Annotated in this window: 11 protein-coding genes, 2 tRNA genes and 1 pseudogene; 3 read left to right on the top strand and 11 right to left on the bottom strand. The window is 67.4% G+C overall.

Annotated features, from left to right (window positions below; all coding sequences use genetic code 11):
* Positions 1-100: 100 nt before the first annotated feature.
* Complete coding sequence (locus GKE62_RS02410; protein ID WP_195908565.1) at positions 101-787, bottom strand: hypothetical protein; 687 nt, start codon at positions 785-787, stop codon at positions 101-103.
* Between the two features lie 610 nt (positions 788-1397).
* On the opposite strand from GKE62_RS02410, the gene queF reads away from it, so the two are divergent.
* Both queF and GKE62_RS02400 read left to right on the top strand, forming a co-directional pair.
* On the top strand, positions 1398-1856 hold the full coding sequence (gene queF / locus GKE62_RS02405) for a preQ(1) synthase (protein WP_154693514.1): 459 nt from the start codon (positions 1398-1400) through the stop codon (positions 1854-1856).
* Positions 1853-3067 carry an alpha/beta fold hydrolase gene (locus GKE62_RS02400; RefSeq protein WP_154690851.1) on the top strand — a complete coding sequence of 405 codons (1215 nt, stop codon included), beginning with the start codon at positions 1853-1855 and terminating at the stop codon, positions 3065-3067. The genes queF and GKE62_RS02400 overlap by 4 nt, the downstream gene beginning before the upstream one ends.
* A 6-nt stretch (positions 3068-3073) precedes the next feature.
* Here GKE62_RS02400 and GKE62_RS02395 read toward each other — a convergent pair whose 3' ends face one another.
* Positions 3074-4876, bottom strand: a complete 1803-nt coding sequence (locus GKE62_RS02395; protein ID WP_195908564.1) for a DEAD/DEAH box helicase — start codon at positions 4874-4876, stop codon at positions 3074-3076.
* A 64-nt stretch (positions 4877-4940) separates the two neighbouring features.
* Positions 4941-5014 (bottom strand) — tRNA-Gly (locus GKE62_RS02390).
* Between the two features lie 117 nt (positions 5015-5131).
* On the opposite strand from GKE62_RS02390, the gene GKE62_RS02385 reads away from it, so the two are divergent.
* Positions 5132-6109, top strand: coding sequence for a nitronate monooxygenase family protein (locus GKE62_RS02385; RefSeq protein ID WP_154690850.1), 978 nt, complete (start codon positions 5132-5134; stop codon positions 6107-6109).
* Positions 6110-6150: 41 nt separating this feature from the next.
* On the opposite strand, the gene GKE62_RS02380 is transcribed toward GKE62_RS02385, so the two are convergent.
* From GKE62_RS02380 to mreC, 8 genes and pseudogenes are all read right to left on the bottom strand, one after another.
* Positions 6151-7290: an alpha/beta hydrolase gene (locus GKE62_RS02380; RefSeq protein WP_195908563.1), complete on the bottom strand. Its 1140-nt coding sequence runs from the start codon at positions 7288-7290 to the stop codon at positions 6151-6153.
* Positions 7291-7359: 69 nt separating this feature from the next.
* Positions 7360-8382 (bottom strand): ACP S-malonyltransferase, encoded by a 1023-nt coding sequence (locus tag GKE62_RS02375; protein ID WP_154690848.1) that lies wholly within the window; start codon positions 8380-8382, stop codon positions 7360-7362.
* Positions 8379-10577, bottom strand: a complete 2199-nt coding sequence (locus tag GKE62_RS02370; protein ID WP_154690847.1) for an alpha-ketoacid dehydrogenase subunit alpha/beta — start codon at positions 10575-10577, stop codon at positions 8379-8381. Before GKE62_RS02370 ends, GKE62_RS02375 begins: the two co-directional genes overlap by 4 nt.
* Before the next feature lie 300 nt (positions 10578-10877).
* Positions 10878-10953: transfer RNA gene (locus GKE62_RS02365), tRNA-Lys, on the bottom strand.
* Between the two features lie 70 nt (positions 10954-11023).
* Positions 11024-12145, bottom strand: coding sequence for a rod shape-determining protein RodA (rodA, locus tag GKE62_RS02360; RefSeq protein ID WP_154690846.1), 1122 nt, complete (start codon positions 12143-12145; stop codon positions 11024-11026).
* A 3-nt stretch (positions 12146-12148) separates the two neighbouring features.
* Positions 12149-14189, bottom strand: a pseudogene (gene mrdA / locus GKE62_RS02355) (penicillin-binding protein 2).
* Between the two features lie 61 nt (positions 14190-14250).
* Entirely contained in the window at positions 14251-14859 is a 609-nt protein-coding gene (gene mreD, locus GKE62_RS02350; RefSeq protein ID WP_154690845.1) for a rod shape-determining protein MreD, read from the bottom strand.
* Positions 14859-15740, bottom strand: a complete 882-nt coding sequence (gene mreC / locus GKE62_RS02345) for a rod shape-determining protein MreC (RefSeq protein ID WP_154690844.1) — start codon at positions 15738-15740, stop codon at positions 14859-14861. Before mreC ends, mreD begins: the two co-directional genes overlap by 1 nt.
* Positions 15741-15768 lie beyond the last annotated feature (28 nt).

Raw genomic sequence — 15768 nt, 5'->3', positions numbered from 1 at the left:
TGCTGATCGCCCGTCTGCCGCGGGCCGGTCGGACAGGCTTAGTCGCGCGACAAGGCCGCGTCGAGGTGGAAAAACGCCGAATTCAGCGCCGAAAAACGCATCAGGCGGCGGGGAGGAGTTGCTGACCGAGCTTCGAATAGTTGCGCGGGCCCAGATCGAGGCGGAACGGCTGAAGCCGTTTGCTGGCGCCCGGCTCTTGCCCGACCAGGAAGGTGCCCCCGCCCGCAACAATCGTCCCCGCAGGGTCGTGCGCGTGTCCGCGCATCCGGGCGAGCGGCACGAATAGCGCGGCATCGCCGCGGCGGATTGGGGTGATCGAGACCAGCGGCAGGCGTATGTCGCCGCCCAGGGTCACGCTCTCGCCGGGGGCGAGCGTGGGGATGCGATGAAGTTCGGGCAGGGACGCGTCCGCCGGGCCGAGCTGCTCGTCCGCCGAACGCGAGGCGTGCGCCGCGATCATGTCGCCCGCGATGCGCACGTCGTGGAGCGGCTGGGCCGAGCGATTGGTCACCGCCAGGCGGTAGGACAACGTGGTGTTTACCAGTGTCGCACTCATCCTCGTCGCCTGCAGCGCGAGATGGAGGGCGCCGCCGGCTGACGTGGGCGGCGGCGCGTCCGCCGCGCTCGTCGGCCCAGAGGCGACGCGCGGGCGCTCGACTTCAGGAGTGGGCATCGGGCGCGCGCGATGCCGGAAATGGCGGCTCCAGGCCAGCCATGCGCCGCCCGCCAGCAGGAGTGCGAGGGTGGCGAGCCCGAGCCACAGCCCAATACCGCCCGATCGCGACACCAGATCGAGGTTCCGCGGCTGGTAGCTCGTGGCAACCGGTGCCGGCGACGACGCCGCCACGGATGGAGTTAAGGAGGATGGGGCGGGGAGCGGTAAGGGGGCTTCACCCTGCGGGGGAGGCTGTTGCGGCGCGGTTCCTCGCGGAAGTCCGCTCGCGGGGCGTGCCGCAATCGTGCCCGGCTCGACTCCCGCGGGCGTCGAAGGCTGCGATGTCGGAGACACGCTCGCGGCGCCGGTCGGCTCCGGCTGCGCGGCCTGCGTGGGGAGAACGATCACGGGGGCGGGGCGCGCGCGGGGCCGCACGCTGGGCGAATCCGGATCGACCGGGCCGACCACGGTGGGTTCGGGCGAAGGGCTGCCGCGGGTGCGCAAGTCGAACTGGCCGTCCTGCGCCACGGCCACACCCGAAGTCAGCGCCAGCAACGCCGCGATCATCGCTCGCAGCATCAGCCTCATTTCTCGATCCATCCGTCTCGTCATCGTGCTCCAAACCCAGCAGCGGGGCGCTTTAATAGGCGCTGAATCGGGTCGTTCCAACCGGCGGCTGTGTGGCAAAATCTACCCGGTCGCGGTCTCGACTCCGTCGCGCCGCGCGGGCATGGCGACGACGATGCCACAATTGCCGCCAACCCGCCACCTCGGTCACGCCAGTTCGCTGCCCGGTTCGCCGGACGAGGCGACGCTGGACTACGTTCCGAACCCGCGCCCGGGCGCGATCTATTGCGTCCGTTTCTCCGCGCCCGAGTTCACTTCGCTGTGCCCGGTTACCGGCCAGCCCGATTTCGCGCATTTGGTGATAGACTATGCACCCGGCGAGACGATCGTGGAATCGAAGTCGCTGAAGTTGTTTCTCGGTGCATTTCGCAACCACGCGGGGTTTCACGAGGACGTGACCGTGGGGATCGGTCAGCGGATAGTCACCGAAATGCAGCCGCGCTGGCTCAGGATCGGCGGCTACTGGTACCCGCGAGGCGGGATTCCAATCGACGTGTTCTGGCAGTCGGGCCCGCCACCGGCTGAATTGTGGCTGCCCGATCAGGGTGTAGCGAGCTATCGGGGGAGGGGATGACCGTAATCGCATTCAAGGGCTTCGGCGGTGTCCGGCTTGAAGCCGATGTCGAAGGGGAAGTGCACGATCCGGCGATCCTGTTGATCCACGGTGCGGGCCAGACCCGACAAGTCTGGGCTGCGACCGCCGAGAGCTTGGTTCGCGCCGGCCGCTACGTGGTCAGCCTCGACCTGCGCGGCCATGGCGGCAGCGAATGGCCAAAGGATGGGCGCTATGATCTCGACACCCACGTCGAGGATTTGCGCGCGGTGCTCGCCCAAATGGGGTCGCGCCCTGTGCTGGTCGCTTCGACGATGGGTGGCTGGATCGCGGTCACAGCGCTGGCCACCGACGCTGCCACTCTTGCCGCCGGGTTGGTGCTGGTGGACATGCCGGTGCAAACCGAGGCCGCGTTGGCCGGCGAGATCGCCGAGCGCCTGGAAACGGCGCGTGGCAAGGCGAACTGGGACGAGCGGACCTTGGCGGCTTTTCCGGTCGAGCAGGTGCCCGAGCGGCTGTTCGCCGCCGCGCCCGAACTCAAGCTGCCAACCCTGGTTGTGCGTGGCGGACTATCGTGGATGCAACGCTCGCCGGAAGCGCAGGCGTTCGATGATGCCCTACCCAGCGGCGAGAGCGCCGAAGTTGCCGACGCCGACCTCCTTGTGGTTACGGACCGCAGCGAAGCATTCCTCGGCTTGCTGCTCGATTTCCTCGAGCGCAAGCAGCCGCGCGCCGGCACAGAGTTCCGTGCGGGGTCCGATGCCCGCACTCTGCGCGACGGCCTGGGCTGCTTCGCCACCGGAATCACCATCATCACCACGACCGACGCCGACGGGCGGCCGGTGGGACTGACCGCGAACAGTTTCACCTCCGTGTCGCTCGATCCCCCGCTTCTGCTCGTGTGCATCGCCAATACCGCGGCCTCCGCGCCGATCCTGCGCGAAGCCCAGCATTTCGGTGTCAACGTCCTCCAGATCGGCCAGCAGCCCGCCTCGAATCGTTTCGCGGGCAAGGCCGAGGACCGCTTTTCGGCGACGGCATGGTCGCCCGGCGAGACTGGAGTTCCGTTGCTCGACGGATCGCTCGGCAGCTTTGAATGTACCCGGCACGCGGTGCACGAGGCGGGCGATCACTTCATCCTGATCGGCGAAGTGGTGCGGGCGCAGTTCGAGCCGAGGCGCGATCCGTTATTGTATTTCCGCGGGAAGTACCGAAGGCTGCACTTCGCCTGACCGCGATCAACCCGGCTTGCGGAATTTCTTTGGCTTGTGGGGGTGCGGTTTTTGCGGGGTCGGCCGCGACACTCGCTCTTTGGTCGAAGGGGCCAGGGTCGCCCGCTTGACCGGCTGATGCGGTTTGCTCTCATGACCGTGCTGACGCTGAGCGGGCGCGGGGGTGTGACGATTGCCGTGTCCGTCCTCGGGCATGACTTCGATCCGCACTTCGCTGCCATCCTCCGCAGAGCCTGACGCGGTCCGAGCGACGGCGTCGGCGAAGCGCCCGGCGATCGAGCGCGGCACCTGGAAGTGGGTCTCGTGGATGCCTATGCGGATCGCCCCGATCTCGTTGCGGGTAATGTGGCCGCGACGGCATAGCAGCGGCAGGATCCAGCGCGGATCGGCGTTCTGGCGGCGGCCTAGGTCCATCCGGAACCAGATCACATCGTCGAAGCCCGGACGGTGGCGCTCAGCCTGCGCCGCAGTGCGCGCGGCTGGAGTATTCTCGGTCAGCTCCTCGGGCTGAGGCATCGCCGCACGGTGGGCGCGCACGAGCGCGGCGGCGATGTCCTCCGGGCTGCGCTCGGCAAGGAGCTGCGCTGCGATGGCGCGGTCCTCGTCGTCGAACTCGACCGGCTCGAGCAGGGCCGTGATCAACCTTTGCCGATCCTGCGCGTGGATCGCTTCGGGCGCAGGAGCCGAAATCCACTCTGCGTTGATCTTGGCCCCGCGCAACATCATCTCGACCCGCTTGCGGCGGGGATATGGTACGATCAGGATCGCGGTCCCCTTCTTGCCCGCGCGCCCCGTACGGCCCGAGCGGTGCTGGAGCACTTCGGCATCACGCGGCAACTCGACATGGACCACCAGGCTCAGCGTGGGCAGGTCGATCCCGCGCGCGGCGACGTCGGTGGCGACGCAGACCCGCGCCCGCCGGTCGCGCAACGCCTGCAACGCATGATTGCGCTCCTGCTGGGAATGCTCGCCCGACAGCGCGACCACATCGAATCCGCGCTCCTGCAGCGTGGCGTGGAGCCGCCGTACGTTCTCGCGCGTGGCGCAGAACAGCATCGCGGTTTCGGCTTCGTGGAAGCGCAGGAGGTTGACCACCGCCTGCTCGATTTCAGCCGGGGCGACGGTGACCGCCTGATAGGCGATGTCGCCATGCCCGCGATCGTCGCCGACCGTCGAGATGCGCAGCGCATCGCGTTGATAGCGCCGGGCGAGGTTGGCGATCGCCGGGGGCATCGTCGCCGAAAACAGCATCGTGCGGCGGGTGTCGGGGGTGGCGTCGAGGATTTCCTCGAGGTCCTCGCGAAAACCCATGTCGAGCATCTCGTCGGCCTCGTCGAGGACGATCGTGCGCAAGCCCGAGAGGTCGAGCGCGCCGCGCTCGAGATGGTCGCGCAAGCGTCCCGGCGTGCCGATCACGATATGCGCGCCGCTCTGGAGCATGCGCCGCTCTTTCTGCGGGTCCATCCCGCCGACGCAGATCGCGACGCGCGCACCGGTCTTCTCATAGAGCCAGTGCAGCTCGCGCCCGACCTGCATCGCCAGCTCGCGAGTGGGCGCGATCACCAACGCAAGCGGGCTGCAGCTGACTGCGATCTTCCCGTCGTCGGCGAGCAGTTCGGTCGCCATAGCCATGCCGAACGCGACGGTCTTGCCCGATCCCGTCTGCGCCGACACGACCAGATCGCGCCCGCGCGCCGCGTCTTCCAGCACGGCGGCCTGGACGGGGGTGGGATCGGTATAGCCACGCGCGGCGAGGGCTTCGCCGAGGATCGCGCGGACGCCCGCGAAGGACAGGGGGTTTTCGGACATGGTACGCTTTACACAGGTTTCACGCCCGGTTGCGCGGAACATTTTTGCTCGCGGATGGGCGGAGTGGAGCGGGCGAAGGGAATCGAACCCTCGTCGTAAGCTTGGGAAGCTTCTGCTCTACCATTGAGCTACGCCCGCGAGGCCGGGCCTTTTGGCATAGGGTCCCCGCTTCGGTCAACGTGCAATCGGGCGCTGGCCTTACCGCTCAGACTTGTTAATCGCCCGGTTAAACGAATCGCGAGGGGATACTCCGGCATGGCTTTCAAGACGCGGATCACCGAGTTGCTGGGGATCGAGCACCCGATCGTTCAAGGCGGGATGCAGTGGGTCGGAACCGCCGAAATGGCTTCGGCGGTATCGAATGCGGGAGGCTTGGGAATCCTGACCGCGCTGACTCAGCCGACGCCCGAGGCGCTCGCCGCCGAGATCGCGCGCTGCCGGACAATGACGGCCAAGCCGTTCGGGGTGAACATCACCGTGTTCCCGACGATCAATGCGCCCGACTATAAGGCGTATGCCCAGGCCGCGCTCGATGGGGGCATCCGCATCTTCGAGACCGCCGGAACTCCTGCGGTTCGTGAAATTTGGGAAATGATCAACCCGCACGGGGCGCTGATCCTGCACAAATGTACTGCAGTGCGCCATGCGCTTTCGGCAGAGCGAGCGGGGGTCGATGTCATCTCGATCGATGGATTCGAGTGCGCCGGACATCCCGGCGAGGACGACATACCTGGTTTGATCCTGCTTCCCGCGGCGGCGGACAAGGTGAAGATCCCGATCCTCGCCTCTGGCGGGTTTGGCGATGGGCGCGGGCTGGCGGCGGCGCTGGCGTTGGGCGCCGACGGAATCAACATGGGCACGCGCTTTTGTGCGACGGTCGAAGCGCCGATCCACCAGGCGTTCAAGGACGCAATGGTCGCCGCCGACGAGCGCGCCACCGACCTGATCTTCCGCACCTATCGCAACACCGCGCGGGTGGCGAAGAACGGGATCAGCCAGGCAGTGGTGGCGGCCGAGGCCGCGGGCAAGCCGTTCGGCGATGTCGCCGAGCTGGTCAAAGGCGTGCGCGGGCGCGAAGGGCTTCGAACCGGCGATACCGAGCACGGCATCTGGAGCGCGGGGATGATCCAAGGGCTGATCAACGACATTCCCACCTGTGAGGAACTGGTCAGCCGGATCGTGCGCGATGCCGAGGCGATCGTGCGCGGACGGCTGGATGCTATGGTGGCCTGATCGGAAAAACGCGCCCTACAGAAGCCTTCGGTTGGGTCGCGTCACAAATGCCGCTCCAGCCAGGCGCGCACCGCCCGGACGTGGGCCCAGGTCAGCGCCGATTCCATCGTGTCGAAGGCGTGTTGGCCGCCGCTTAGCTCTATGTGATCGACGGAGCCGCCAGCGTCGCGTTGGGCCATGGCGAACGCCGCCCCTTCCGCGACCGGGATCAGCGTGTCGTGCGCGCCGTGGATCACCAGCATTGGCGGGGCGTCGGCGCGGACCAGCGCGATCGGGCTGGCCAGGTTCCACCCTGCCGAGTCCACGTCCGCGGGCATGATCTTGTCCGCCTCCCACTGGCGCAGCGAGGCGTGGTTGCGGCCCCACAGGTTGAGCCGGTCTGTGAAGTCGAACCGGCCATAGTTGGGCACCGCCGCCTGGACCGAACAGTCCTCGTTCTCGAACCCCGGCTTGGCCGCGGCGCGATCGTGGGCGAGAGCGCCGAGCGCGGTCAGGTGTCCACCCGCCGAGCCGCCGGTAAGCGCAATCCGCGCCGGGTCGCCACCATATTGCGCGACGTTCGCCTTGGCCCAGACGATTGCACGGAGCACGTCGGTCAGCATCGTCGGAAAGCGGTGCTTGGGCGCAAGGCGGTAGTTGATGTCGAGACACAGCCAGCCGTTCCGCGCAAGGTGGTGCAGCAGCGGCTTGGCCTGCTGGTTGCGCTTGCCCAGCAGCCATGCGCCGCCGTGAATGTGGATCAGCACCGGCATGGCGGCGGCCGGGCGCTCGGCAGGCGCGACGATGTCGAGTGTGGTCCGCTCTCCGTCGGGCGCATAGGCGATCCGTGAGATTCGCCGTGTCCCGGCGCGGCTGCTCATCGGGCGGAAACCGGCGCCGAGTGGCAGTGCTTCGTCGAGCCCCATCGCCCGCAGCATCGTCGCCCCATCGCGGCGGTTGCGCAGGTGGGCAACCGCGAACAGCAGCGCGGCGAGTGCGGCGGCGACTTTCGCGATCGTTCCGCTCAGCAGAATCGCGGCGATTGCCGCAACCAACACCATGGGCGCCGCCAGCATCTGCCCGACGAAGCTTCCAAGCCACCAAAACCCAAGCACCTGAGCCGGGATCTTGGTGGGTCCAACGCGGACCGTAGCGGACAGAGCGAGCGAAAGCAGCCAGAAGGCAAACAACACAGCGATCATCGAGATTACCCCACCCAAGCATGGGTCCATGCGGACGCGATCGCCGCCGCGCAACCCCGCGACGCGCTTTCAGCCCCTGGTGACGCGCGCGCGCTGGTCTTCGCGACCCATGGCGATGACGAACGGAGCCTCCGCCTGGCGCGCGGCGAACCCGGCCTTGTCGAAGATTCCCAGCCACTTCTCGGCCACCAGCACCTGCCCGATGGCGCCGCCCATCGTATCGCCGGGTCCGAGCAAAACGATCCGGTCGGGCGCGAACTCCTTGATCCCGACCGCGAGCGAGCGGGTGAAGTCGTAGGGTTCGAGAATCTGGGTGGTAAACGTGTAGCGGTGCATCGCCTCAGGGGTGGTCGCCTTGGCGCGCCAGACTCGGCCTTCGCCGTCGATCAGCGGGACGCGCGGCGCGCCGAACCACGCGGCAGGAAGCTGGGCGAGCGCGCGGCGACTGCTTTCGGCCATCAGCGCCGTGTGGAACGGACCGTGTCCGGCGAGGCGGAGCGGCGGGCGGCCGGGCATGGCGGGGAGGGCGGCCAGCAGCGCGTCGAGTTCACGCTCTTCGCCCGCGACCAGCAGCATGCCGCCCAATTCGATCGAGCGGAACGCACCGCTTCGAGCAAGCTTTCGGTCGATTTCGCGACGCAACGCCGGGTCAGGCCGCCAATCGTCGCCCACCAGTGTCAACAGCAGCTGCCCGCCAGGCTCGCCGGTGCCCGAATTGACCCCCATCCCATCGGCAATGGCGAAGCCATGCTCGGGTGAGACCGCGCCGGCGCAGGCCAGCGCGGTGTACCAGCCCATCGAATTGCCGCAGATCGCGACCACCTCCACCTTGCCGGTATCGAGCGCCAGGTAGTCGAGGATTCCCGCTGCATAGATCAGCGGGGAGGCGTTGGCGCCCGAGCCATGAAGCGCGGTTGAGAAACGGGCCGCGCAGTCGAGCTCGGAGATCGACTGCGCCGCTCGCTCGTTCCGCTGGCGGTCGAATGCGGCGAGCAAAGCAGATCCCGCGTGATGGCGGGCAAGATAACCCAATTCGCTCGCTCCGTAAGTCCCGCGACCGGGGCATACGACGAGTGCTTTCTCCTTGCTCATCGATGGAGCAACGCCATCGCCGCCGCAACGATCGTATCGCGGCTGGGCAAGGTGTAGGTGGCGGCGCGGGCGAGCGAGATGAAGCTGTCTTCGGCAGCGACCCGGGAGACGCGCTTGTCCGGCGCACTTTCGGCGAACAGGGCCATCAACGCCTCGCTCTGCGACCCGGTGACGCGGCATTCGTCGACGATCAGGATGTGCTCGCATGCCTCTACCGCCGCCAGCAGCGCCTCAGTCGCCAGCGGGGCGAGCCAGCGCAAGTCGATCACCCGCGCCCTTATGCCGTGCTCGCCGAGCAGTTTCTCCGCTTGCCGAGAGTAGTAATAGCCGTTGCCGTAACTGACGATGGCCAAGTCCGTGCCGTCGCCATGCATCCCGATCTCGCCGATCCGAACCTCGTTGGACCCCGGGGGATCGTAAGGTGCGGTCCACAACCCGTCGCCCTCGGCGTGGAGATCACGTGTCATATACAGCGCGATCGGTTCGACGAACACCACCACCCGCTGTTCTTCATCGGCCAGTCGCACGCACTCGCGAAGCATCGCCACCGCATCCCGCCCGTTCGAGGGGACTGCCAGGATCAGCCCCGGCACGTCGCGAAATACCGCTAGGCTGTTGTCGTTGTGAAAATGCCCGCCGAAGCCCTTCTGATAGGGCAGCCCGGCAATCCGGATGACCATCGGGTTGGTGTATTGCCCGCAACTGAAGAAGCTCAGCGTCGCCGCCTCGCCGCGAATTTGGTCTTCGGCGTTGTGAACGTAGGCAAGGAACTGGATTTCGGGGATCGGCAGCAGCCCGTTGTGAGCCGCGCCTATCGCCAGGCCCAGGATCGCCTGCTCGTCGAGCAGGGTGTTGATCACACGCGCCGATCCGAACCGCTGGTGCAGCTTGGCGGTCGCGTTGTAGACACCGCCCTTGGGGCCGACGTCCTCGCCGCAGACGATCGCGTGCGGGCGTTCGAGCAGGATGTCGGCGAGTGCCCAACTTATCAGCCGCGCCATGTGCTGCGGCTTCTCGATCAATGTCGCGTCCGATGCGAACAGCGCGGTGCGTTCAGCAGCAGAGAAGTCTCGAACGGTTGGCTCGCGGCGCGGGGGCACGATACTGGCCATCACCGCCGCCGCATCCGCCAGCTTGGGCCGCGCTATCGCCAGCTCGGCTTGGCGGGCCAGCGTCGTTTCGACCTCGTCGCACACTTCGCGGATTTCGGCGGCGGAGAGAATGTCTTCCTCGATCAGTAATGCGGCGGTGCTGAGCAGGGGGTCGCGCGCCTCGTCGGCCTCGATTTCGGCCTTCGCGAGATAGGCCGAAGGCATATCAGAACCGGCGTGACCGTAGAGCCGCACCGCGCCCAGATGGAGAAACACCGGCTTTCGCGTCGAGCGGGCGTGATCGACCGCCTCGCGAGCCGCGCGGTAGGCTTCGATCAGATCGGTGCCGTCGGCGTAGACGTAATGCAGGCCATTGCGTGTCGAAAACTGGTCGGCGATCCAGCCCTTCGGTGTGCGGGTGGAAATGCCGATGCCGTTGTCCTCGCAACAGAAGATAATGGGCATCGGCGTGCCTTGATACGCCGCCCACAGCGCGGTGTTGAACGCTCCCTGCGCGGTCGAATGGTTGGCCGAGGCGTCGCCGAAGCTGGCCAGGACCACCCCGTCGGAGGCTAGCGGGCCGTCCTCCAGGTGCAGCCGCTTGGCCATACCGATCGAGAACGCCGCGCCAACTGCCTTGGGCAGGTGGCTGGCGATGGTCGAGGTCTGCGGCGGGATCGCCAACCGCTTCGATCCCAGTACCTTGTGCCGGCCGCCCGAGATCGGATCGTCGGCCGCGGCGGTGAAACTGAGCAGCATGTCCCACGCCGGGGTCTCGCCCGGGACCTGGCCCGCCCGATGAATCTGGAAGGCGGCCGAGCGGTAGTGGAGGAAGGCCATGTCATCGGGCCGCAGCGCATGGGCCAGCGCGGCGTTGCCTTCGTGCCCCGACGATCCAATTGTATAGAACCCCTCGCCGCGCGCCTGGAGCTTGCGCGAGAGGCGGTCGAGCTGGCGGCTGAGCAGCTGCGAGCGGAACAGCCCGACCGCGTCCTCGCGGCTCAATCCGACGTTCGCAAGGCCTAGGTTCGAGCGGCGCGGCGGCAGATCTCCGCTGGCGAGCGCGGCGAGCAGGCGAGCGTGAACGGCTTCGGCGGCGTCCATACGATTCCGATTACATCTGCAACGACTCGCAAACGCGGGACGCGGCGGCTTCCTAACCGAAACCAGCCGAAAATGGGAATCGGGCGCTATTCGATCTGGGCGTGGAATTGCAGAGTATCGTCACGTCGTAGTGCGGTACCGGCATAAGCCCATGTCGGCGGTTCGGACCTGTGATCGCAGCAAAAAGTTCGAAAAGTCTTTCAATGGGGCCCACGCCCGCCCTGACTATGCGGGAACTGGCTCCCACGCCGCGGGCCAGCAGCTTGGCGACAGGTTCCCGCGTTATTCTCGAGGAAATTTTGGTGGACGCACTTGGGCTCGAACCAAGGACCCGCTGATTAAGAGTCAGCTGCTCTACCAACTGAGCTATGCGTCCGTATCGCGGATGGGCCGATGGCGCCAGCGAAGGCGTGGCCTATAGCGTCTGGGCGATGCGGCGCAACCCCTTACGAAAGCCCTCCGCCGCCCCGGCGTTCGCGGGTCCAGCGTTCGATCGCCATGATCGTGCCGATGCAGATCATGTTGGTCATCATCGAGCTGCCGCCGTGGCTCATGAAAGGCAGGGGGATGCCCACCACGGGGGCCATCCCGGTCACCATCATCAGGTTGATGAACACGTAGAAAAAGATCGTCAGCGCCATCCCGGCGGCGAGCAGCCGGCTGAACCGGTCGGGCGCGTTCTGGGCGACGCGCAGACCCCAGCGCAGCACCAGGAAGAACACGAACAGCACGAACAGCCCGCCGAGCATACCCCATTCCTCGCTCATCGTCGCGAACACGAAATCGGTGTGCGCCTCGGGGAGGTAGTCGAGATGGCTCTGGCTGCCGTTGCCGAAGCCCTTGCCGAAGAACCCGCCCGAGCCGATCGCGATCTTCGACTGCGTGATGTGATAGCCGGTGCCTAGGGGATCGCTCTCGGGATCGAGGAAGGTCAGCACGCGGTTGCGCTGGTAGTCGTGGAGCAGGGTGAAGAACGCGATCGGCGCAGCGACGAGGCCGGCGGCGCCCGCGCCGATGAACCAGCTTAGCGGGACGCCCGCCAGGAAAATGACCATCACCCCGCCAAAGCCGATCGCCAGCGCGGTGCCGAGATCGGGCTGGATGATCACCAGTCCCATCGGCACCCCCAGCAGCGCCAGCGCGGGCACCAGCGCCCGCCAGCCGCGGATTTCGCCCGAGGGCAGCAGATCGAAGAACCGGGCCAGGACCAGCACGATACCCGGCTTCATCAATTCCGACGGCTGGAGCGTTATGAAGCCCAGGTTGAGCCAGCGTTGGCTGCCCCCGCCGACGAAACCCAGCGCCTCGACCAGCACCAGCAGGATCAAGATCGCGGCATAGGCCGGAAAAGCGGCGAACTTGAACACCTCGGCGGGAATCCGGGCGATGATCATCGCCATCGCCAGGAACACGAAGAAGCGCAGCGTATGGGTCAGGGCCCACGGCTGCAAGCTGCCCCCGGCCGCCGAATAGAGCACCGTGCTGCCAAACAGCACCAGTGCCAGCAGCGGCAGGATGACGTGCCATGGCTGGCGCGCGATCAGCTTGGGGACGTAGGTCTGCTGCATGGTTCAGGTGCGCGACGGTGGGGCGGCGGTGGCAGCAGCGGCCGGCGGGGGAGAAGTCGAGCCACCCGTTTCGGGCGGTGGGACGACCACCCCGGTCTGCGGTGCGGTCGGAGCGGAGGCAGGTTCTTCGGCTTTCTGGACGGCTTCTTCGACCTGGCTTTCGGTCACCGGCTTGGCCGCGCTCGCCGCGGGCGTGTGCTCGGCGGCGAGGTATTTGGCGGCCATCCGTTCGGTGGCGTTGCCCCCCCATTGCTTCTCGAGCGCGTGGAGCGAGGCGACGGCAGTCGGCGGGTCGAACAGAAAGGTCATCACGTCCTTGGCGATCGGCGCCGCCGCACGCGCGCCGAACGTGCCATGCTCGATCACCACCGCCATCGCATATTTCGGTGCATCGGCGGGGGCGTAGCAGACGAACAGCGAATGGTCGCGCGACTTCCAGTCGCCGACTGCGCCGCGGCTGGTCAACTTGCGCACTTGCGCGGTGCCGGTCTTGCCTGCCATCTTGATTCCGCCGATATCGATCCGGCTCGCCCCCGCGGTGCCCGATCCGTTGACCACGCGGAACATGCCATCGTGTGTCACCGCGAGCTGCTCGGCACTGAAGGGCAACGCGGGCCCCAGCGGCATCGGTTTGCCCAGCAGCAGCGAGGGCTGGAGATTACGCCCGCTGGCGATCCGCGCGGTCATCACCGCCAGTTGCAGCGGCGAGACCGACACGTAGCCCTGGCCGATCGAGGCGTTGAGCGAGTCCGCCGAGGTCCACTCCTGCTTGTAGCGGCGCATCTTCCACGCGGCGTCGGGAATGGTGCCATAGCGTTGCGAGGTGCCGGGCAGGACGAACTCCTGACCCAGGCCGAGCAGCTTGGCGACCGGCGCGATGGCGTCGTAGCCGACACGGTGCGCCATGCTCCAGAAATAGGTGTTGCAGCTATGCTCGATCGCGCCGCGCATATCGACCGAGCCATGGACTGCATCGCAGCGGAAGAAGCGGCTGCCGAGGCGATAGCCGCCGGGGCAATTGATCCTCTCGTCGGGCGACACCCCGTGTTGCTGGAGCGCCAGCGTCGCCATCGGTTTCATCGTCGAGCCCGGCGGATAGAGTCCGCGCACCGCCTTGTTGAGCAGCGGGATGTGGTCGTCGTCGTTGAGCAGCTTCCATTCGAGGCGGCCGATCCCGTCGGCAAAGCTGTTGGGATCGAAAGCGGGCATCGAGGTGAGCGCGAGAATTCCGCCGGTCGCGCAGTCGATGACGACGACCGCGCCCGATTCGAGTCCGATGCGGCGAGCGGCGAAATCCTGCAGTGGGCCGTCGATCGTCAGGCGGATCGGATTGCCGGGCACGTCCTCGCGCATCTCGAGATCGCGCACGATCCTGCCTCCGGCGGTGACTTTCAGTGCGCCGCGCGCCGGGCACCCCGCGCAGCGCGATGTCGTAGTATTTCTCCAGCCCGTCCTTGCCGATCTTGAATCCGGGCGTGATTAGCAGCGGATTCTTCTCCTTCTCGTACTCCTCCGCCGAGGTGGTGCCGACATAGCCGATCAGATGGCCGACCGCGGGACCGGTCGGGTAATAGCGGCTGAACCCGCGGGTCGGCACCACTCCGGGCATATCGGGCAAGCGGACGCTGATCGCGGCGAACTTGTCCCATTCGATCCGGCTGGCGACCTCGACCGGCTGGAACCCGCGCGCCTTGTCGAGCTTGTCCTTCAGATCGCGGAACTCGACCTCGCTGAGGCCCAGGATCTGGCCAAGTTCGGCGATCGTCTGTTCGGCATGGACCAGCCGCTCTGGGATCAGATCGACCCGGAACGCGGCGCGGTTGGAGGCCAGCGGCGAGCCGTGACGATCGAGAATCCACCCCCGACGTGGCGGGATCAAAGCCAGGTTGACCCGGTTGCTTTCGGAGGCGAGGCGATACTTCTCGTTCTCGGCCAGCGCGAGATAGCCCATGCGAGTGGCGAGCAGCAGCCCGACCCCGCCCTGGACCGCACCTAGGAAGACGCTGCGGCGGTTGAAGGTGTGTGTCAGCGCGACCGTGCTCATCGGTGGTTTGGTCCGCGTCCGCGCGCGGCTGCGCCAGTCGCCGAACTTCATCGTCCCGGCCTCATCGCCCGACCTGCTGCAGCGGCAGCAGGCGCAGCCGGTCCAGCGCGGCGATCAGCCGCGTGACCAGCGGGTGCGCGATCAGCGAAAGCGCGATCTGCGGCACGATGGCGCGCAGCGGCGCGTGGCCGCCGGTCAGGTTGGAGATCAGCGTCGCCAGCACCAGGTAACCCACGATCAGCGCCGCGGCCAGCGCCCAGTCCTGGAGGAAGCCGCGCCAGCGGAGGCGGGTGTCGGCTAGTTCCATGAGTATCATCGTGCACGACCATAGCAGAACCGCGCTGCCGAAGGGCTGGCCGCTGTAGAGGTCGTCGAACCCGCCGAGCGGCGCGCCTGCCCACACCGGCAGCATTCCGGGGCGCAGCATCCGCCACGCCAGCAGCGCCATGAAGGCCAGCGGGGGCATTATCGGTGCCGACACGAACAGCGGCGCGAACGGCGCCAGGCTGAGCAGCATCACGCTGACCCACGGCACCCCCCGCGACAGGATCGGCGAGGGCGCGCGGTTGATCCGCTTGCGCAGCCGGTCGTTGATCGCGTCCTGCTGGCGGCGCAGCACCGCCAGCGGCTGCCTGCCGCCAAGCCCGCGCGATTTGCGGACGATCGCCATCACCGGACCGGGGTCGCGGTCGGCGCGGTGGGATCGGCCAGTTCCTGATAGACCGGTTCGACCAGCACGAACTCCGATGCCGCCGGGTCGCTGACGATCCGCGCGATCGCGCCGTCGGACAGCAGCGATTCGACTTGCGCGACGGGGATGCCCGGGCGGTAGATCCCGCCCGAACCCGAGGTCACGAACACGTCGCCGCGCTTGAGCGGATTGACCCCGATGTTGATCAGCCGCAGCCGCACCCGCCCATCGGCGCGGCCTTCGGAAAACGCCGCGATCCCGTCGCTGGCGCGGCGGACGGGGACGACGTTCTCGCTATCCGTGACGAGCAGAACGCGCGCGGTGTTGGGCCCGACTTCGAGCACGCGCCCGACCAGACCGTTGGCGCCGCGCACCGGCATGCGGATTTGCACGCCCTGGCGGCTACCCGCGCCGATGATCGCGAAGCGCCGGGTGCTGGCCGAGGTCGAAGCGACCAGCCGGGTCGTCGCGACTGGACGCTCGGTGGTCTCGACCACCCCGAGTAGGGCCTTGAGACGCCGGTTCTCCTCGGCCAGCGCGGCGGTGCGCACCTGCTGGACCCGGGCGGCGGCGACTTCCTTGCGCAGCGCCGCGTTCGTTGCGCCGGCATCGATGTAGTCGCCGATGCGCTGGAAGAACCCGCGCGAATCCGCGCGCACCGCGCTGCCAGCGGCGCCCGCTGGAGCCACGATCTCGTTGGCTCCGCGGCGCAGGAAGGCGAAACTGCCAGGATCGGCGACGGCGATGGCGATCAGCACCAGCCCGGCCAGAACCCCGCCGATGGCAGCGACGTATCCGGTGAAGATGCCAAGCTGCGCCTTGCGCGAAAAGCCCGGGCGCCGGTCGTTCGGCGGCGGCATGCGCCTATCCCTTCGTCAATCCGAAACC

Source organism: Novosphingobium sp. Gsoil 351 (genome assembly GCF_009707465.1).
Taxonomy (GTDB): Bacteria; Pseudomonadota; Alphaproteobacteria; order Sphingomonadales; family Sphingomonadaceae; genus Novosphingobium.
Note: the sequence above shows the minus strand (reverse complement) of the source record. Positions and strands in the feature narration are given on the sequence as shown.

Excerpts from the sequence above, each read along its gene's own strand:
- queF (WP_154693514.1), top strand. The coding sequence starts at position 1,398 with ATGCCACAATTGCCGCCAACCCGCCACCTCGGTCACGCCAGTTCGCTG.
- GKE62_RS02400 (WP_154690851.1), top strand. The coding sequence starts at position 1,853 with ATGACCGTAATCGCATTCAAGGGCTTCGGCGGTGTCCGGCTTGAAGCC.
- GKE62_RS02395 (WP_195908564.1), bottom strand. The coding sequence starts at position 4,876 with ATGTCCGAAAACCCCCTGTCCTTCGCGGGCGTCCGCGCGATCCTCGGC.
- GKE62_RS02385 (WP_154690850.1), top strand. The coding sequence starts at position 5,132 with ATGGCTTTCAAGACGCGGATCACCGAGTTGCTGGGGATCGAGCACCCG.
- GKE62_RS02380 (WP_195908563.1), bottom strand. The coding sequence starts at position 7,290 with ATGATCGCTGTGTTGTTTGCCTTCTGGCTGCTTTCGCTCGCTCTGTCC.
- GKE62_RS02375 (WP_154690848.1), bottom strand. The coding sequence starts at position 8,382 with ATGAGCAAGGAGAAAGCACTCGTCGTATGCCCCGGTCGCGGGACTTAC.
- GKE62_RS02370 (WP_154690847.1), bottom strand. The coding sequence starts at position 10,577 with ATGGACGCCGCCGAAGCCGTTCACGCTCGCCTGCTCGCCGCGCTCGCC.
- rodA (WP_154690846.1), bottom strand. The coding sequence starts at position 12,145 with ATGCAGCAGACCTACGTCCCCAAGCTGATCGCGCGCCAGCCATGGCAC.
- mreD (WP_154690845.1), bottom strand. The coding sequence starts at position 14,859 with ATGGCGATCGTCCGCAAATCGCGCGGGCTTGGCGGCAGGCAGCCGCTG.
- mreC (WP_154690844.1), bottom strand. The coding sequence starts at position 15,740 with ATGCCGCCGCCGAACGACCGGCGCCCGGGCTTTTCGCGCAAGGCGCAG.